The 16,333-nt window shown below is 70.1% G+C and carries 14 protein-coding genes and 5 pseudogenes; 2 read left to right on the top strand and 17 right to left on the bottom strand.

Features of this window, described 5'->3' with window-relative positions; genetic code table 11:
- Window positions 1–323: 323 nt before the first annotated feature.
- Both KWI83_RS08320 and KWI83_RS08315 read right to left on the bottom strand, forming a co-directional pair.
- Entirely contained in the window at window positions 324–830 is a 507-nt protein-coding gene (locus tag KWI83_RS08320; RefSeq protein WP_218513886.1) for an AMP-binding protein, read from the bottom strand.
- A gap of 394 nt (window positions 831–1,224) precedes the next feature.
- Window positions 1,225–2,091, bottom strand: a complete 867-nt coding sequence (locus tag KWI83_RS08315; RefSeq protein WP_308121998.1) for a helix-turn-helix transcriptional regulator — start codon at window positions 2,089–2,091, stop codon at window positions 1,225–1,227.
- 103 nt (window positions 2,092–2,194) lie between these two features.
- Between KWI83_RS08315 and KWI83_RS08310 the strand changes: the two genes are divergently transcribed.
- Window positions 2,195–3,721, top strand: a complete 1,527-nt coding sequence (locus KWI83_RS08310) for an MFS transporter (protein ID WP_218513641.1) — start codon at window positions 2,195–2,197, stop codon at window positions 3,719–3,721.
- Window positions 3,722–3,996: 275 nt separating this feature from the next.
- Window positions 3,997–4,300 (top strand): annotated as a pseudogene (locus tag KWI83_RS38225) (transposase); the annotation flags it as partial.
- A 189-nt stretch (window positions 4,301–4,489) separates the two neighbouring features.
- On the opposite strand, the gene KWI83_RS38220 reads toward KWI83_RS38225, so the two are convergent.
- From KWI83_RS38220 to KWI83_RS08245, 15 genes and pseudogenes are all read right to left on the bottom strand, one after another.
- Complete coding sequence (locus tag KWI83_RS38220; protein WP_256362036.1) at window positions 4,490–4,990, bottom strand: hypothetical protein; 501 nt, start codon at window positions 4,988–4,990, stop codon at window positions 4,490–4,492.
- 64 nt (window positions 4,991–5,054) lie between these two features.
- Window positions 5,055–5,447 (bottom strand): annotated as a pseudogene (locus KWI83_RS38215) (NAD-dependent epimerase/dehydratase family protein); the annotation flags it as partial.
- The gene (locus tag KWI83_RS08300; RefSeq protein WP_218513640.1) at window positions 5,444–5,869 is read right to left on the bottom strand and encodes a hypothetical protein; all 426 of its coding nucleotides are present in this window, start codon (window positions 5,867–5,869) and stop codon (window positions 5,444–5,446) included. The pseudogene KWI83_RS38215 and the gene KWI83_RS08300, both read right to left, overlap by 4 nt.
- A 102-nt stretch (window positions 5,870–5,971) precedes the next feature.
- Window positions 5,972–6,112, bottom strand: a pseudogene (locus tag KWI83_RS38210) (DUF5914 domain-containing protein); the annotation flags it as partial.
- 3 nt (window positions 6,113–6,115) lie between these two features.
- Window positions 6,116–6,421: pseudogene (locus KWI83_RS08295) on the bottom strand (FAD-binding domain-containing protein); the annotation flags it as partial.
- A gap of 103 nt (window positions 6,422–6,524) precedes the next feature.
- Window positions 6,525–7,910, bottom strand: coding sequence for a D-inositol-3-phosphate glycosyltransferase (gene mshA, locus KWI83_RS08285; protein WP_308121997.1), 1,386 nt, complete (start codon window positions 7,908–7,910; stop codon window positions 6,525–6,527).
- Complete coding sequence (gene fdhD, locus KWI83_RS08280) at window positions 7,907–8,767, bottom strand: formate dehydrogenase accessory sulfurtransferase FdhD (protein ID WP_218513638.1); 861 nt, start codon at window positions 8,765–8,767, stop codon at window positions 7,907–7,909. The genes mshA and fdhD overlap by 4 nt, the downstream gene beginning before the upstream one ends.
- 53 nt (window positions 8,768–8,820) lie before the next feature.
- Window positions 8,821–9,810: a GTP 3',8-cyclase MoaA gene (gene moaA / locus KWI83_RS08275; RefSeq protein ID WP_218513637.1), complete on the bottom strand. Its 990-nt coding sequence runs from the start codon at window positions 9,808–9,810 to the stop codon at window positions 8,821–8,823.
- A gap of 50 nt (window positions 9,811–9,860) precedes the next feature.
- Window positions 9,861–11,243 carry an L-serine ammonia-lyase gene (locus tag KWI83_RS08270; protein WP_218513636.1) on the bottom strand — a complete coding sequence of 461 codons (1,383 nt, stop codon included), beginning with the start codon at window positions 11,241–11,243 and terminating at the stop codon, window positions 9,861–9,863.
- Between the two features lie 67 nt (window positions 11,244–11,310).
- Window positions 11,311–12,570, bottom strand: a complete 1,260-nt coding sequence (gene glyA, locus KWI83_RS08265; RefSeq protein ID WP_218513635.1) for a serine hydroxymethyltransferase — start codon at window positions 12,568–12,570, stop codon at window positions 11,311–11,313.
- Window positions 12,567–13,004 (bottom strand): glycine cleavage system protein GcvH, encoded by a 438-nt coding sequence (gene gcvH, locus KWI83_RS08260; protein ID WP_218513634.1) that lies wholly within the window; start codon window positions 13,002–13,004, stop codon window positions 12,567–12,569. Before gcvH ends, glyA begins: the two co-directional genes overlap by 4 nt.
- Window positions 13,001–14,182, bottom strand: coding sequence for an NAD(P)/FAD-dependent oxidoreductase (locus KWI83_RS08255; protein WP_218513633.1), 1,182 nt, complete (start codon window positions 14,180–14,182; stop codon window positions 13,001–13,003). The genes gcvH and KWI83_RS08255 overlap by 4 nt, the downstream gene beginning before the upstream one ends.
- A 173-nt stretch (window positions 14,183–14,355) precedes the next feature.
- A pseudogene (locus KWI83_RS38200) lies at window positions 14,356–14,574 on the bottom strand (ATP-binding protein); the annotation flags it as partial.
- A gap of 69 nt (window positions 14,575–14,643) precedes the next feature.
- Window positions 14,644–14,997, bottom strand: a complete 354-nt coding sequence (locus KWI83_RS08250; protein WP_218513632.1) for a hypothetical protein — start codon at window positions 14,995–14,997, stop codon at window positions 14,644–14,646.
- Window positions 14,998–15,195: 198 nt separating this feature from the next.
- Window positions 15,196–16,323 (bottom strand): aromatic ring-hydroxylating dioxygenase subunit alpha, encoded by a 1,128-nt coding sequence (locus tag KWI83_RS08245; protein ID WP_218513631.1) that lies wholly within the window; start codon window positions 16,321–16,323, stop codon window positions 15,196–15,198.
- Window positions 16,324–16,333: the final 10 nt, after the last annotated feature.

Raw genomic sequence — 16,333 nt, 5'->3', positions numbered from 1 at the left:
CAGCGGATTCGTACGGCGAGTATCGGGCAGTCCCGTCGCCGGGGACCACTGAAGGGCGTGCTCCGGCCAAGGGCGCGAGCGTGGTCCGGTAACCACCACCGCTCTCCGCGCCAGGGCACCTGGCCGATCAGTTACTGGCTGACCCGATCCGCCGCACGGCAGTGGTGGCCTGAACCGCGCTCTGCGAGCACTGGATCCTGACTCACCGCCTGAGGCGCCTCTCCCAGTCGCGCCGGGCCCTCGACACTGCTGCAGTAATCGTTCAGGTGTAGATGAGCATCGCCAGCGGGTCGTCGTCGTCACCCGGGACGAACAACGGCGCTTCAGGGAAGGCCGGCCCCCCGCCGGAGTACCTCGGGAAGTGAATCGACACTGACGGCACGGCCGGCACTCTTGACGCGGCTGCGCGCTTCGTCCAACGCGTCGACGTGGTCACTGACTTCCGCGTGGAAATCGAATACCTGGATGCGATCGATCGACGGGCTCTCGAGAGTGAGATCGACCGCCCTGTCCAAGCGTTCGACACTCGCGGCGACAAGGCGGGACTCCGTCTCGTCGGTGATCGCCCTTTGCTGTGACGCAGGCGAACTGGTCTGGAGCGGAACGCTGACGCACCCGAGATACGTGCAGGCCAGATCAATGATGGTGTAATCACCGCTGGCGAATCCGAGCATGGCGACCCGGCCGCCCGGCTTCAACTGAGGGTGCGCGTCCGTGTGCCATTCATTCGCCACCGCACGTACACGCGCCCACAGCTCTCCGAAGCTGGTCTTTTCGTACTGTGAAGCAGACGGTACGAAACACGGCCGGTCCTGGGGTCTTGCACGAATTCCTTGGCCCGTTCACCGATAGCTGGCCGATCGGCATAGCGCACCATCACGTTTTCCATCACTTGCGCAAGTCGCATGTCTGCTCTCCGCGTCGTGTACGGACCTGATCTCGGTTGACAGCGAGAGGGATTGGTGGCCGGTAGCCTTCCCGCGACGCCGTCCCGTTTCGGACGGGAAGGGGATCATAGAAATCGGGCACGATGTACTGGCGCACACGTGTGAAAAATCCGGGGCGCCACCCTGCTCGCGACTCGACGCTACCTACTTGAGCACCCCAGGGTAAAAGCCGACGAACGTCTATGTCATGTCCGTCGCACGAGGGCGACTGCCCAGCAGATCGTGTGCCCTGGCGGTGATGGGATCGCGGGCATAACGGTGATGGTGAGCCCGTCGATCAGTCGTCTCGCAGGGAGTCGGCGCAACGGTGGCTCGGGTGGGACAGAATCTGCAAGGCGTCGGCGGAGCTTGAGTCATTGGGCGTGTAGACCTCAAGGCGATGGTCAGGGCTGTCCGGCTGCAACCAGACCTGGTAGTCGACACTCACGGCGCCCACGGTCGTGTGCTGTATGTGCATGGTTCCCGTGGTGCAGTCCGCGACATCCCGATTCGCCCACAGGGCCGAGAAGTCGTCGCTGCGCATGGTGAGTTCGCCGATCAGCCCCGCCAGGCGCGCATCGGTGGGATAGCGGCCGGCGGTAAGCCGGAGGTACGCGACGTGAGCGCGGGCGAGCGTGTGCCAGTTGCTGTACAGGTCACGCGTGACCGGATCGAGGAAGAACATGCGGGGAATCGACGGGCGACGTTCCGGCTCGTCCGGTGTCTCGAAGGCGATGTGCTCGGCAAGAAGCGCGTGCCCGCTGCGGTTCCACGCGAGCACGTCTCCGCGGCGCCCCAGGACGATCGCCGGCGTGGTCTCGCCGAGGGATTCCAGGAGCGCGAGGACGCGCTTGTGGGGTTCTTCCGCTGGGGGTTCGGCAAGCCGTGGCGTCGCCGAGTGCCGAGCGAGATTGTGCAGGTGCACTGTCTCGGTCGAGTCGAGCTGCAGCGCCCGGGCGAGCGCGTCGAGTACCTGCTCCGACGCCGTCTCGGCCTGCCCTTGTTCGAGCCGTGTGTAGTAGCCCGCGCTCACTCCGGCGAGTTGGGCGAGCTCTTCCCGTCGCAGCCCGGGAACGCGGCGCCCTGTGCCATGTGTGCGCAGCCCGATCTCTTCCGGGGTGACCCGGTCACGACGGCTCTTCAAGAACGTTCCGAGGCTCTCCACGACGGCAAGCGTAAGCCGAGCGTGCGCACCACTGGGTATACCTGTCAGGTGTACCCCCAGCAGGGGTGTGGCTGTCGACATGGCTGTGCCCGACGGTCGAGGCATGTCGGAACAGCACACACACAACTCACCCGGCCTGCGTGCGTGGCTGGGACTGCTGGTCGTACTCGGGCCCGTCCTGCTGGTTTCCATGGACGGGTCGATCCTGTTCCTGGCGATGCCGCGGGTCAGTCAGGACCTCACACCCACGGCCGATCAGGCCCTGTGGACCCTGGACATCTACGGCTTCGCGGTCGGCTCGCTACTGATCGCGTTCGGCAACATCGGGGACCGGTACGGTCGGCTGAAGTTGCTGATGATCGGAGCGACCGTCTTCGGCCTCGCGTCCGTGGCATCCGCCTTCGCGCCCAACGCGGAGCTTCTCATCGCGTCCCGCGCTCTGATGGGTGTGGCCGGCGCGACTCTTCTGCCGTCGGCCCTGGCTGTGCTGAGCGAGCTGTTCACCGACCCGAGGCGGCGGGCGCAGGCCATCGGTGTCTTCGCCGCGGCCTTCGCGGCAGGGTTCGCCATCGGCCCCGTCGCAGGTGGCGTCCTGCTGGAACGCTTCTGGTGGGGCTCGGTCTTCCTGATCAACCTGCCCGTCATCGCCCTGTTCCTCGTCTTCGCACCCATCCTGCTGCGTGAAGTGAGTACGACCAGTCCCGGCAGCATCGACGGCTTCAGCCTCGTAGCCTCCGCGGCCGGCCTCCTGGGTGTCGTGTACGCCCTCAAGCACGCGGCCGCCGAAGGATTTTCGCTGCTCTCCGTTCTCGTGGGACTGGGCGGCGTCGTGCTCCTGGCCTTGTTCGTGCGTCGGCAGCGACACCTCGAGTACCCGTTGATGGACTTGTCCCTCTTCCGCGACCGGGTCTTCACCGTCGCGATCATCACCGGCCTGCTGCCGCTGGCAGCCTGGTCGGCAGCCGCCTACCTGTCAGGTGTCTACCTCCAGTCCGTTCTGGACCTTCCTGTCCTGCAGGCAGCCCTCCTGGCCCTTCCCGGCGCGGTGGTCCTCACCGTCACCTGCGTCGTCACGCCCATGGTGGTCGACCGCATCGGCAAGCGGACGATTCTCGTCATCTGCCACTTCTCCATCGCGGCAGGACTGCTGTTCCTGCTCCCCACCACCATCACCGGCGGGGTTGGCTGGTACATCGCGTCCACGTCCATTGCAGGTCTCGGCTACGGCATCTCCTTCAGCGTCGTCGCCGACACCGCGGTCGGCGCGGTGCCCGCCGAACGAGCCGGGTCAGCCGGCGCGATCGCCGAGACCAGCAACGAGATCGGCAACGCCCTCGGTATCGCGCTCATCGGCTCCCTCGCCGCGCTGCTCTTCCGGCTCCAAGGGCCTGACCTCGCCCCCACGCTCGACGAGACCCTGCAACTGCCCGGTCTCACGTCCGCGGTGGTCACGGACGCGAAGTCGGCCTTCGTCACCGGCCTGCACGCGGCTGTAGCGGTGGCCGGCTTCCTGCACGTCGCGCTCGGCATCCTGGCACTTCGCTGGCTGCCCAAGGCCGCAACCGCGCAGCAGGCCTGGGACCCCCTGTCCGAGGAGAAGGTCGATCGAGTGGAGAGCACGCCTCGTTGACGGCACCGGTCCCGGCGGCGCGGGCTCCGTGCGCTGCGGTCCCCTGATCCCCCCTGCGGACCGGGGCACGGTCGCCTCAGGCCGTGATGCCGCCGTCGATACCGCACGCGGCGCCGAAGGACTCGTCCTGGTGGCCGTGGGCGTCTTGAAACCCGAGGCACCGGGCGTCCACCGAAGATGCGGTATCCCCAGCCCTCGCAGACCGTGAAAGACCTGGTCATCGCGGCTGGCCGGACGGCCGCGCGGCCGGTCGCGGCGTCCGCAAGGCCGTCGACGATCCGGAGCTGCCCGAGCGGTGGTTGCTGGCCGAGTGGCCGGCCGGCGAGAGCGAACCGGTGCGGTTCTGGCTGTCGAACCTGCCCTCTGGGATGCCCCTGGCGACGTTGGTGCGGCTGGCCATGCTCCGCTGGCGCATCGAGCACGACTACCGAGAGATCAGACAGGCTCTGGGCCTGGCCCACTTGGAGGGCCGTACCAGGACCGGCCGGCACCACCACGTCACCCCTCGTCTCCGCCGCCCACGTCTTCTGCACCCTGCAACGACTGGCACGAGACCCAAAAGACACAGCGCAGGTCTGAGCCACTGGGGAACCAGGCCGGGCCCCGACTGCGAGGATCGCCCGAATCGTGACGCAGAACGGCGAACAACACGGAGCCGTACGACAAACACGTCCTGGCCAACGAGGGCTTCGTCTTCTTCCCGGAGGTGCCGGGGAGCCCGTTCCGCGAGACCGTGCCCCCTGACTGGCCGCTGCCGCCGTCGCTCCCCTACCGCTCCGCGAGGAACGAGCGGTACCAGGGCGCCGCGGCCGCGAGGCGCGACAGCGGGCCCGGGCCCGGCGGGCAGGACGTGGCCTGCCAGATCTCCTCGCCCGCGTACCAGTGGTCCTGGGCGAGCAGCGAGAACTGACGCTCGCTCATGCGGCCGGGGGTGCTCCGCAGGCGGTCGAGGCAGGTCTCCCAGGGCCAGTCCTCCTCGGCGGCGGGCAGCACGTCCAGCGCCGCCAGCTCCGCCATCAGGTCACCGTTGCTGACGGGGCGGGGATGGCTGGCGTGGTACACGCCGGGCGCCGGTGCGTCGATAGCCGTCGCCAGGGTGGTGATCAACCGGGCCAGGTCGTCCACGTCCACCAGGGACAGCAGTCCGCGGCCACCGTCCCACCGGGCCGGAACCCGCTCCAGCAGCTCCGCGAGAGCGGGCACCACCCAGCGGTCGCCCGCCCCCAGGACCAGTCCCGAGCGCAGCACGGTCCCGCCCGCGGCCAGCACCGGGGGTCTCGCCAGCCAGCCGGGTGCGGCTGGCTGGCGAGACCGGCGCGGGTGTGATCTCGTTCACCGTGATCCCGCGGTGCGGGCCCGGTCCGTAGACCGCGGCGGTCGACAGGTGGACGATGCGGTCCACGCCCCAGTGGACGGCCTCGTCGACCAGGGCCGTCGTGCCCTCGATGTTGACCGCCGCGCGCTGGGCCTCGTCGCCGGAGACGCGTGAGGCGAGGTGGATCAGGACGTCCGCTCCGCTCGCCGCCGTACGCAGCGACCCTGGGTCCGTCAGGTCCACGACCGTCCACGTCACGCCCGGCGGGGCGGAGTGGGGCGCGGAACGGCCGAGCGCGCGTATCGAGACTTCGCGACCGGTCTCACGAGCGGACGCCGCCAGTCTGTGCAGGACCCGTGAGCCGACGAAGCCCGTGGCCCCGGTCAGTACGGCCCGAAGGGGACGGCTCACCCGACGCCATCCGGGTCGGCCGCGGGAATCCGCAGGCCGGAGATGACGTCGGCCGGGGCCAGGGCCGGCAGGAGGCAGCGCCACATGTCGGTGATCCGGCGCGGCAGGTCGGCACGCCCGGTGGAGAGCTGGCACATGACTTGCGTACCGGTGTACGCGGCGACCAGGAGCTGGGCGAAGGCGGCCTCGTCCACGCCGTCGATCAGCTGTCCCTTCTGCCGCGCGACGACGAGATCCTGGTGGAAGCGGTCGGCCCACCACTCGTATATCGAGTACTCCTGCTTGCCCACCAACCCCTGCTCGACCGCCAGCCGGACACCGGCCCGCAGCAGGGTGTTGCGCTGCATCTCGACCGCCAGATAGCCGGTCATGTCAAGGAGCTGCTGGAGGCCGCCCTCCCCCTGGCGGATGCCCTTTCGCACAGGCTCATCGCCCTGCGTACGGGCGCCCAGAGCGTTGGATGTGCCGGGCGGTGCGGCGCCGGGCCCCGCCGATGATGCCCCGGTCGTGTGCTCAGGTGCCGGTCAGCCGGGAGAGCGCTCCGTAGAGCGCAGGGCCCAGCGGCGCTCCGCGTAGGCCAGATCGTCGCGCCCCAGCCGGCCCGCAGCGGCTCGCATCAGGGGCCGCAGCAGCGGGGCGGTGCGTCGGGCCGCGGCGAAGCCCCGCCCTCAGCCCCGCCGGTCGCGGGCGCGCCGGAACCGGTCCAGCCCCTCGGTCAGCCCCACCACCGGATCGGGGTAGCCGAGCGCGGCACGGTCCGGGCCGGGCAGCTTCCACGGCTCGTGCGCCGCCGGAGCGTCGAGGCCTTCCAGTTCGGGCACCCAGCGGCGGACGTAGGTGCCGTCGGGGTCGTACCGCCTGGCCCGGGTGACGGGGTTGAGGACCCGGTTGGGCCGGCTGTCGGTGCCGGTGCCGGCCACCCACTGCCAGTTGAGCTGGTTGTTGGCCACGTCGCCGTCTACCAGCCAGGCCAGGCCGGGCAGCCGCATCTCGGCCCGCAGTCGCAGCAGCCGCCCCCGCTCGATCTCCTCCACCCGCCAGAAGTCCAGCGAGTCGCCCGCCCGCAGCCGGTGCGCGTCACGCCGGCGCGCGGAGCCTGCGCTCCTGCAGGACCGCGGCGTACACGTTCGCCGTCGTCGCCGCGGCCGTATCCCAGCCGAAGGAGCGGGCGTGCTGGGCTGCGGCCTCGCCCATCCGGGTGGAGCGTGCGGGATCGTCGGCGAAGCCGGACAGCGCTTCCGCGTAGTCCACCGGGTCGTGCCCTGGTACGAGAACGCCGCTCACCCCGTCCTTCACCGCCACCAGCAAGCCGCCGACTTCAGCAGCGATCACAGGGGTGCCGCAGGCCTGCGCCTCGACAGCCACCAGGCCGAAGGACTCGCTGTAGGAGGGCATGACCAGGACGGACGCCGCCCGATACCAGTCGGCGAGCTGGTCCTGGCCGACCGGCGGCCGGAACAGCACGACGTCGGAGATGCCGAGGCGGGCCGCCAGCTTCTGCAGTCCTTCCGGCGTGGCCAGGCCGCTGCCGCTGGGCCCGCCCACGACCGGCACCACGACCCGCTCACGCAGCCACGGCCGCTCCGCCAACAACTGAGCCACCGCGTGCAGCAGTACATCCGGCGCCTTCAACGGCTGTATGCGGCCCACGAACAGCGGGATCAGCGCGTCCTGCGGCAGGCCGAGGCGGGACCGGGCCGCGGCCCGTCCGGCCTCGACACCCCGGGCGGCCGGCCGGAAGCGCTCCAGGTCGACACCGGGGTGGACGACGGCGACCTGTCCGGTGTCGGCGTCGTAGTGGCGGAGGAGTTCCTCCGCCTCCTTCTCGGTGTTCGCTATCAACCGGTCGGCGGCCCGTACGACTTGAGTCTCGCCGAGAACGCGGGCCGCCGGCTCGGGGGTGTCGCCGTCGGCGAGGTTGGCGTTCTTGACCTTGGCCATGGTGTGCATGGCGTGGACGAGGGGGACGCCCCAGCGTTCGGCGGCGAGGCGGCCGACGCGGCCGGAGAGCCAGTAGTGGGAGTGGACGAGGTCGTAGTGGCCGGGGTGGTGGTCGGCCCAGGCCTGCGTGACGCCGTGCGTGAAGGCGCACAGCTGGGCCGGGAGGTCCTCCTTGGCCAGACCCTCGTAGGGTCCGGCGTCCACGTGCCGTACCAACACACCGGGCGCGAGTTCGACGCTGGGCGGGAGCGCGGCGGAGGTGGCCCGGGTGAAGATCTCCACCTCGATGTCGATGGCGGCGAGGCGCTTGGCCAGTTCGACGATGTAGACGTTCATGCCGCCCGCGTCGCCGGTGCCGGGCTGGTGCAGGGGTGAGGTGTGCACGCTAAGCATGGCGACGCGGCGGGGGCGGCTGTGAGCGCCGGGTGGCCGCGATCGCGGCGGGCCAACGAGGGTGCTGCTGTGGGTGGGGCTGAGGGTACGGTTGTGGAGCCCTTCGAAACGGATCACGAACTGGCTCACCTCGCCGGGTCTCCGTCCGGGGCCCCGGCATCCAGGTCGAGGCGCTGCTCGCCCGCATACACATTCATGGAGCCGCCGCGCAGGAAGCCGACAAGAGTGAGCCCGGTCTCCGCCGCCAGGTCCACGGCGAGGGAGGAGGGCGCCGAGACCGCCGCCAGCACCGGGATGCCCGCCATGACGGCCTTCTGCGCCAGTTCGAAGGACGCCCGCCCGGACACGAGCAGGACGGTCCGGGACAGCGGCAGTTCGCCGTTGCGCAGTGCGCGGCCGATCAGCTTGTCGACGGCGTTGTGCCGGCCGACGTCCTCCCGCAGGTCCAGCAGTTCGCCCTCGGGCGAGAACAGTCCGGCGGCATGCAGACCACCGGTCCGGTCGAACACCCTCTGCGCGGCCCGCAGTTGGTCGGGCAGGGCGGCCAGCAGCTCGGGGGTGACCCGGACCGGGGGCGTGTCGGCGATCGGCCACCGCGCCGTGGTCCGTACGGCGTCCAGGCTCGTCTTCCCGCACAGTCCGCACGACGACGTGGTGTACACGTTCCGTTCGAGCGTGATGTCGGGCAGCGGTATGCCGGGGGCGAGCTGCACGTCGACCACGTTGTACGTGTTCGAGCCGTCCTGCGTGGCACCGGCGCAGTACACGATGTTCGACACGTCCTCGGCCCGGCTCACGACGCCCTCGCTCACCAGGAAGCCGGCGGCGAGCGCGAAGTCGTCCCCGGGCGTGCGCATGGTGATGGCCAACGGCTTGCCGCCGAGCCGGATCTCCAGTGGCTCCTCCGCCACCAGCGTGTCCGGACGCATGCTCACCGCACCGTCCCGCACCCGGACCACGCGCCGTCGCTCAGTGACCCGTCCCATGGCCTCACTCCTGGTTCTGTCTGTGGACGTCGTTGCGCTGTACGCCCGGGGTGTCAGCCGCCGATGGCCGACATCGGCCGGTCGGGCTGGAGGAAGGACGGCTCGTCGAGGCCGGAGCCGGCCTTCTTCCCCCACATCGCGCGCTTCCACAGCCCCGCGATCTCCTCGTCCGGCGCTCCGGAGCGCAATGCCCCGCGCAGGTCGGACTCCTCCCGGGCGAACAGGCAGGTGCGCACCTGGCCGTCGGCGGTGAGCCGGGTGCGGTCGCAGGCGCGACAGAAGGGGCGGGTGACGGAGGCGATGACGCCGACCCGGGCCGAGCCGCCGTCGACGAGCCAGCGTTCGGCGGGCGCGGACCCGCGGGCCTCGTCCGGCTCGGGGGTGAGCGTGAAGCGGGTGCTCAGGCTTTCCAGGATGTCCCCGGCGGTGATCATGCCGTCGCGCCGCCAGCCGTGCTGGGCGTCGAGCGGCATCTGCTCGACGAACCGGAGTTCGTAGTCGTTCTCCATGGCCCAGGCGAGCAGTTCGGGTGCTTCGTCGTCGTTCATTCCGGGCATCAGCACGGCGTTGACCTTCACCGGGGCGAGCCCGGCGGCGCGAGCCGCGGCCAGGCCCTGCAGCACGTCGTGGTGGCGGTCCCGCCGGGTCAGGGCCTTGAAGACGGCGGGGCGCAGTGTGTCCAGCGAGACGTTGACCCGGTCCAGGCCGGCGCGTTCGAGGGCTTCGGCGGTCCGCTCCAGGCCGATGCCGTTGGTGGTCAGCGACAGCCGGGGGCGCGGGGCGAGGGCGGCGCACCGCTCGACGATCCCGACGAGACCGGGGCGCAGCAGCGGCTCGCCGCCGGTGAAGCGGACCTCCTCGACGCCGAGTCGGGTGACCGCGATCCGGACCAGCCGTACGACCTCGTCGTCCGTGAGCAGGTCGGGCCTGGCCAGCCACCGCAGGCCCTCTTCCGGCATGCAGTACGTGCAGCGCAGGTTGCACCGGTCGGTGAGCGAGACCCGCAGGTCGGTGGCGACGCGACCGTGGGTGTCGATGAGCATGGCTGCGGCCCTTTCTCCTGCTTCGTCCCTGTCTCGCTCCGTCCGTCTCCTCAGCACTCGATGACGTTGACGGCGAGGCCGCCGCGGGCGGTCTCCTTGTACTTGACCTTCATGTCGGCGCCGGTCTCCTTCATGGTCTTGATGACCTTGTCGAGGGAGACGTGGTGGCGGCCGTCGCCGCGCAGCGCCATCCGGGCGGCGGTGACGGCCTTCACCGCGGCCATGCCGTTGCGTTCGATGCACGGGATCTGGACCAGGCCGCCGACCGGGTCACAGGTCAGCCCGAGGTTGTGTTCCATGCCGATCTCGGCGGCGTTCTCGACCTGTTCGGGGCTGCCGCCGAGCACCTCGGCGAGACCACCGGCGGCCATCGAGCAGGCCGAACCGACCTCGCCCTGGCAGCCGACCTCGGCGCCGGAGATGGACGCGTTCTCCTTGAAGAGCATGCCAATGGCGCCCGCCGCGAGGAGGAAGCGGACGATGCCGTCCTCGTCGGCTCCCGGCACGAAGTCGAGGAAGTAGTGCAGGACGGCGGGGATGATGCCCGCCGCGCCGTTCGTCGGGGCGGTGACGACCCGGCCGCCCGCGGCGTTCTCCTCGTTCACGGCCATCGCGTAGAGGGTCACCCATTCCATGGCGCGGCCCGCCGCGTCGCCCTCGCTGCGCAGGGCCCGGGCCGCGGCGGCGGCGCGGCGACGGACCTTCAGACCGCCGGGGAGAATGCCCTCGCGGCCCAGTCCGCGTGCGACACAGGCCTCCATGACCCGCCAGATCTCCAGCAGGCCCGCGCGGATCTCCTCCTCGGTGCGCCAGGCCTTCTCGTTCTCCAGCATCAGCGCGGAGATCGACAGGCCGGTCTCCTTCGTCAGGCGCAGCAGTTCGTCGCCGGTGCTGAACGGGTGGGCCAGCACGGTGCCATCGGGCTTGATCCGGTCCGCGCCCACCGCGTCCTCGTCGACCACGAAGCCGCCGCCCACGGAGTAGTACGTCTTCTCCAGCAGCGGCACGCCGTCGCCGTCGTACGCGAAGAGGATCATGCCGTTGGCGTGGTACGGCAGCGACCGCCTGCGGTGCAGGACCAGCTGGGTCGAGGCGTCGAAGTCGATCTCGTGGGCCGGGCCGATCTCGGCACCGAGGAGCCGGATGCGTCCGGTGCTGCGGATCCGCTCGACGTCCAGGTCGGCCTGGGCGACGTCGACCGTGTGCGGCTCGTAGCCCTCCAGGCCGAGCAGCACCGCCTTGGGAGTGCCGTGGCCGTGGCCGGTGGCACCGAGGGAGCCGAACAGCTCGGCCCGTACCGCGGCGGTCTGGGCGAGCACGCCGTCCTGCTTCAGCCTGGCCACGAACATCCCGGCGGCGCGCATCGGGCCGACGGTGTGCGAGCTGGACGGGCCGATGCCTATGGAGAACAGGTCGAAGACGCTGATTGCCACGCCATACTCCGTGGGATTGGTGGGGCGTGACGAAAGGTCACGGCACGCCCCTGTGGGAGGGTGTCGGTTACAGGCCGGGGTACAGCGGGTGCTTGTCGGCCAGGGCCTTCACCCGGGCCTTGAGCGCTTCGGCGTCGTACGACGGCTTCAGCGCCTCGGCGATGACGTCGGCGACCTCGGTGAAGTCCTCGGCGGTGAAGCCGCGGGTGGCCAGGGCCGGGGTGCCGATGCGCAGACCGGATGTCACCATCGGCGGGCGCGGGTCGTTCGGGACGGCGTTGCGGTTGACCGTGATGCCGACCTCGTGGAGACGGTCCTCGGCCTGCTGCCCGTCCAGCTCGGAGTGGCGCAGGTCGACCAGGATCAGGTGCACGTCGGTGCCGCCGGACAGCACGTTCACCCCGGCTTCACGGGCATCGGGCGCGGTGAGGCGCTCCGCCAGAATGCGAGCGCCCTCGACCGTGCGGCGCTGGCGCTCCTTGAACTCCTCCGACGCGGCCACCTTGAAGGACACCGCCTTGGCCGCGATCACGTGCTCCAGCGGACCGCCCTGGAAGCCCGGGAAGACCGAGGAGTTCAGCTTCTTCGCAAACGACTGCCTGGCGAGGATGATGCCGCCACGCGGCCCGCCCAGCGTCTTGTGCGTCGTGGAGGTGACGACATCCGCGTACTCCACCGGGTTCGGGTGCAGCCCGGCCGCGACCAGACCGGCGAAGTGCGCCATGTCCACCCACAGGTACGCCCCGACCTCGTCCGCGATCCGCCGGAACTCGGCGAAGTCCAGCTGCCGCGGGTACGCCGACCAGCCGGCGATGATCACCTTCGGCCGGTGCTCCTTCGCGAGCCGCTCCAGCTCCGCCATGTCGACCAGACCGGACTCGGTGTCCACGTGGTACGGAACGACGTTGAACTGCTTGCCCGAGAAGTTGATCTTCATGCCGTGGGTGAGGTGGCCACCATGGGCCAGGTCCAGACCCAGGATGGTGTCGCCGGGCTGGGCCAGGGCGAACAGAGCCGCCTGGTTCGCCGAAGCGCCGGAGTGAGGCTGCACGTTGGCGTACTCGGCGCCGAACAGCTCCTTGATGCGGTCGATGGCGATCTGCTCGGTGACATCGACGTGCTCACAGCCACCGTAGTAGCGGCGGCCCGGGTAGCCCTCGGCGTACTTGTTGGTGAGGACCGAACCCTGCGCCTCCAGCACAGCGACGGGCGCGAAGTTCTCGGAGGCGATCATCTCCAGGGTCGACTGCTGGCGCTCCAGCTCGGCGTCGACCGCGGCGGCTACCTCCGGGTCGAGCTCGTGCAGGGGCTGGTTGAACAGGGTCATCGGCGGTCTCCTTGGGTGTGGGCACAGTGGGCGGCGTAGGCATCGGGGGTCAGCGCGCCGGCGATGTTCTCGACCCGCAGCCGGAACAGCCAGCCGCCGGTGTAGGGGGCGGCGTTGACGGCGCCGGGGTCGTCGGCCAGCGCGGTGTTGACTTCCAGGACCCGGCCCGAGGCGGGGGCGTACAGGCCGCTGACGCCGGTCAGTGATTCGATCTGTCCGCAGCTCTCCCCTGCCTCGACCCAGGTGCCGACCTCGGGCAGCCGGAGGTTGACCACGTCACCGAGGGCCCGCGCCGCGAACGCGGTGATGCCGACGGTGGCGTTGCCCTCGTCCACGACGAGCCACTCGTGGTCCCAGGTGTACCGCAGGTGCCGCGGAATGCTCGTGGCGGTCTCCCCTTCGCACTCCAGGGGGAGTCGAGGCGCGGAGGTCATGACACGACGGCCGCGGTGGCGGGGACGAGGGTGCGGCGGAGCCGGTTGAAGAACTTCGGCTGGTTGAGGGAGAGCACGGCGACGGGGGTGCCCTCGCGCCGGTAGACGGCCGTGAAGGTGCGGCTGTCGATGTCGCCACCGACGACCTCGGGCTCGGCGCCGGGGGCGACGTGTCCGGCGACCTGGATGCGGACCTGGTACTGGTCGGACCAGAAGTACGGCGGGGTGAGCGGGGCGGGGGCCGACGCACCGGTCAGCAGCGTGCGGGCGGCGGTCTTCGCCTGCTCGGTGGCGTTGCTCCAGTGCTCGATGCGGGCGTGCCGTCCGGTGAACGGGTGGGGGCAGCGGGCGACGTCACCAACGGCGACCACGCCCGGGACACCGGTCGAGCAGCCGGAGTCGCACACCACGCCGTCGTCCACCTGCACACCGGAGCCGGCGAGCCAGTCGGTGTTGGGCCGCACGCCCACACCGGCCACGACGACGTCGGCGGGCAGCACCCGCCCGTCAGCCAGCCGTACGCCGGTGACGCGGCCCTCGCCGAGCAGTTCCGCCACGCCGGTTCCGCACAGCAGCTGAACGCCGTGATCGTTGTGGAGCGAGGAGACCACCAGCCCCATCTCGCGCCCGAATTGGCGCTCCAGGGGTACGGGGAGCGCCTCGACGACGGTGACGTGGAGCCCGAGCCGGTGTGCGGTGGAGGCCACCTCGGCGCCGATGAACCCGGCGCCGATGACGACGACCCGGGGCAGGCCGTCGAGCAGTTCGGCGCGCAGGGCCTGGGCGTCGTCCAGGGTGCGCAGGGTGTGGACGCCCGCCAGCCCGTCGGCGCCGGGGAGAGTCCGGGGGCCGGCACCGGTCGCGATGACGATGCCGTCGGTGCGCACATGCCGTCCTCCGGCCAGGGTGACGGTGCGGGCGACGGGGTCGAGCCGCACGGCGCGCTCGCCGAGCAGCCACTGCACGTCCAGGACCTCGTACTCGTCGGCGTCGCCGAGCGCGAGCCCCTCGGCGTCGATGTCGCCCTTGAGGAATTCCTTGGACAGCGGGGGGCGGTCGTAGGGAGTGTGGCGCTCCTCCCCCACGACGACGATCTCGCCGTCATAGCCCTCTGCGCGCAGCGCGCGGACCGTGCTCAGTCCTGCCAGCGACGCTCCGACGACGGTGATGCTCCTCATGCCGGCTCCAGATGGGGAGTTGTCTCACATGACACAACGACATTCGCTATACGCAACATGCTTTCCGTGCAGTGCGGGCGTTGTCAAGGGAGGCGTCGCATATCAATTTCTGATGATGCTCGACGTTGCGGGATTCGCAACCTACGCGTGAGGAGAAACCCAGGCGTCCACGGTTACGGCGTCGGCTCGTCCCACTGGTCCAGGAGCAGGCCGCCCATGGCTTCGTCGAGCCCTGCCTCGGCGGCTTCCACGGACTGTTCGCTCCAGATGACCTTGCCGCGATCGGTGTACCGGGTGCCCCAGCGCCGGGCGAACTGCGCGACGAGGAACAGCCCTCGGCCGCCCTCGTCGGTGGTGGCCGCGCGGCGCAGATGCGGGGACGTGCTGCTGCCGTGCCGATCAGCCGGTGACGAGCGCGAGCCCGCCGACGGCGGAGCCGGACAGCAGTGGCAGCTGCTCGGTCACCCGCTCGTCGATGCTCCGGAGCGTGATGCCGACGGAGACCGGTCCGACGACTTGCCGTCGGTGTCGAAGACGGGAACCATCGTGTCCACGGCACGGCCGACACCGGGCGTGTCGTAGGTCTCCTGGTGCACACGGCCCGCGAGTGCCTCGGCGTAGGAGCCGACCACGGGCTTGCCGATCAGGTTCGGGTCCGGGTGGGTCCAGCGGATGCCCTTCGTGTCGAACGCGATGATGTAGGCCACCCCGGAGTCCTTCCGGGCCTGCAGCACGAGGGCCGTCACGGCGGCGATCACGAGCAGCAGGACGACGGCCACCTGGAGGACGAAGACCTGGCCCGCGACGCTGTGCACGCTCAGCACGGAGGGCAGACGTACCGAGGGTCGCCGCGATCCGAACCTCTCCGTGCTTCAAGTATTGGCCCTCATTTATTGGCCCTCATTGTCTGGTAGCCCCCCTGTCCTGCCGGATCTCCACATGACAGCCCAATGGCCCGCCCACCTGCCGGAGGGGCCGCAACAGCGGGTGGGCGGGCAGTACTGGGGGTGGGGTCAGTGCGTGGGGCGCACCTCGAGCTTGTTCTGCAGCCAGGTGTGGAACTCGCCGATGTGGTGCTCGCTGGGCACCAGCACGCCGCCCTTGGCGTACGCCTTCGAGCTCATCGCCGGCTGGGTGCGCTCACAGGCGTCGAAGTCCTGCTGGTTGACCCGGTGGAACAGCTCCACCGAACGGCCCACGTCCTTGCCGCTCTCCACGACGCGCGGCAGGTACAGCCAGTCGCATTCGACGACCGTGCGGTCGGGTGCCATCGGGTACATCCGGTGGAAGATCACGTGGTCGGGGACGAGGTTGATGAAGACCTGTGGCCGGACGGTGATCGCGTAGTAGCGGCGGTCCTGGTCGTCGGCGACTCCCGGGATGCGATCCAGTCCCTCGGAGCCGTCCACCGTGAAGCCCTGGACGTCCTCACCGAACTCGGCGCCGTGGCCCACGTAGTACTGGGCGGCGTAACCGTCCGCGAACTCCGGAAGCACCTCCGTGAGTTCGGGGTGGATCGTGGCGCAGTGGTAGCACTCCATGAAGTTCTCGATGATGAGCTTCCAGTTGGCCTTCACGTCGTAGGTGATACGGCGGCCAAGCTTCAGGTCGTCGATGCCGTAGCGCTCGATCGACTCCAGGTCGCCGAGCCGCTCGACGACCGCGCCCTGCACGTCCGCCTCGAAGGAGGGCGGCTCGTCGGCGAGGCACACCCACACATAGCCGAGCCACTCCCGCACATGAACGTTGACCAGGCCGTACTCCTTGCGGTCGATGTCCGGCATCGACGTCAGGTTGGGAGCGGCGACCAGCTTGCCGTCCAGGCCGTAGGTCCAGGCGTGGTACGGACACTGGAAGGCGCGCTTCACCTCGCCGGACTCCTCGGTGCACAGCTTGGCGCCGCGGTGCCGGCAGATGTTGAGGAAGCCCTTGATGGAACCGTCCCGCGAGCGGGAGATCAGCACGCTCTCGCGGCCCACCTGGTAGGTGCGGAACGCGCCGGGCTTGTCCAGCTCGGCGGCGCGGGCCACACAGAACCACATGGCCTCGAGGACCCGCTCCTGCTCCTGGGCGAAGACCGTGGGGTCGGTGTAGTACTCACCGGACAGCGTGGGAATCAGGCTGGGCGGCAGATTCGTCATGGTCGTCTCG

This window comes from Streptomyces sp. TRM70350 (assembly GCF_019219825.1).
In the GTDB taxonomy this organism is placed as follows: domain Bacteria; phylum Actinomycetota; class Actinomycetes; order Streptomycetales; family Streptomycetaceae; genus Streptomyces.
Note: the sequence above shows the minus strand (reverse complement) of the source record. Positions and strands in the feature narration are given on the sequence as shown.

Bases quoted from the DNA above. Each gene is read 5' to 3' on its own strand.
- KWI83_RS08245 (WP_218513631.1), bottom strand. From the start codon at position 16,323: ATGACGAATCTGCCGCCCAGCCTGATTCCCACGCTGTCCGGTGAGTAC.
- moaA (WP_218513637.1), bottom strand. From the start codon at position 9,810: ATGCTCATCGACACCCACGGTCGCGTCGCCACCGACCTGCGGGTCTCG.
- KWI83_RS08255 (WP_218513633.1), bottom strand. From the start codon at position 14,182: ATGAGGAGCATCACCGTCGTCGGAGCGTCGCTGGCAGGACTGAGCACG.
- KWI83_RS08310 (WP_218513641.1), top strand. From the start codon at position 2,195: ATGTCGGAACAGCACACACACAACTCACCCGGCCTGCGTGCGTGGCTG.
- gcvH (WP_218513634.1), bottom strand. From the start codon at position 13,004: ATGACCTCCGCGCCTCGACTCCCCCTGGAGTGCGAAGGGGAGACCGCC.
- fdhD (WP_218513638.1), bottom strand. From the start codon at position 8,767: ATGGGACGGGTCACTGAGCGACGGCGCGTGGTCCGGGTGCGGGACGGT.
- glyA (WP_218513635.1), bottom strand. From the start codon at position 12,570: ATGACCCTGTTCAACCAGCCCCTGCACGAGCTCGACCCGGAGGTAGCC.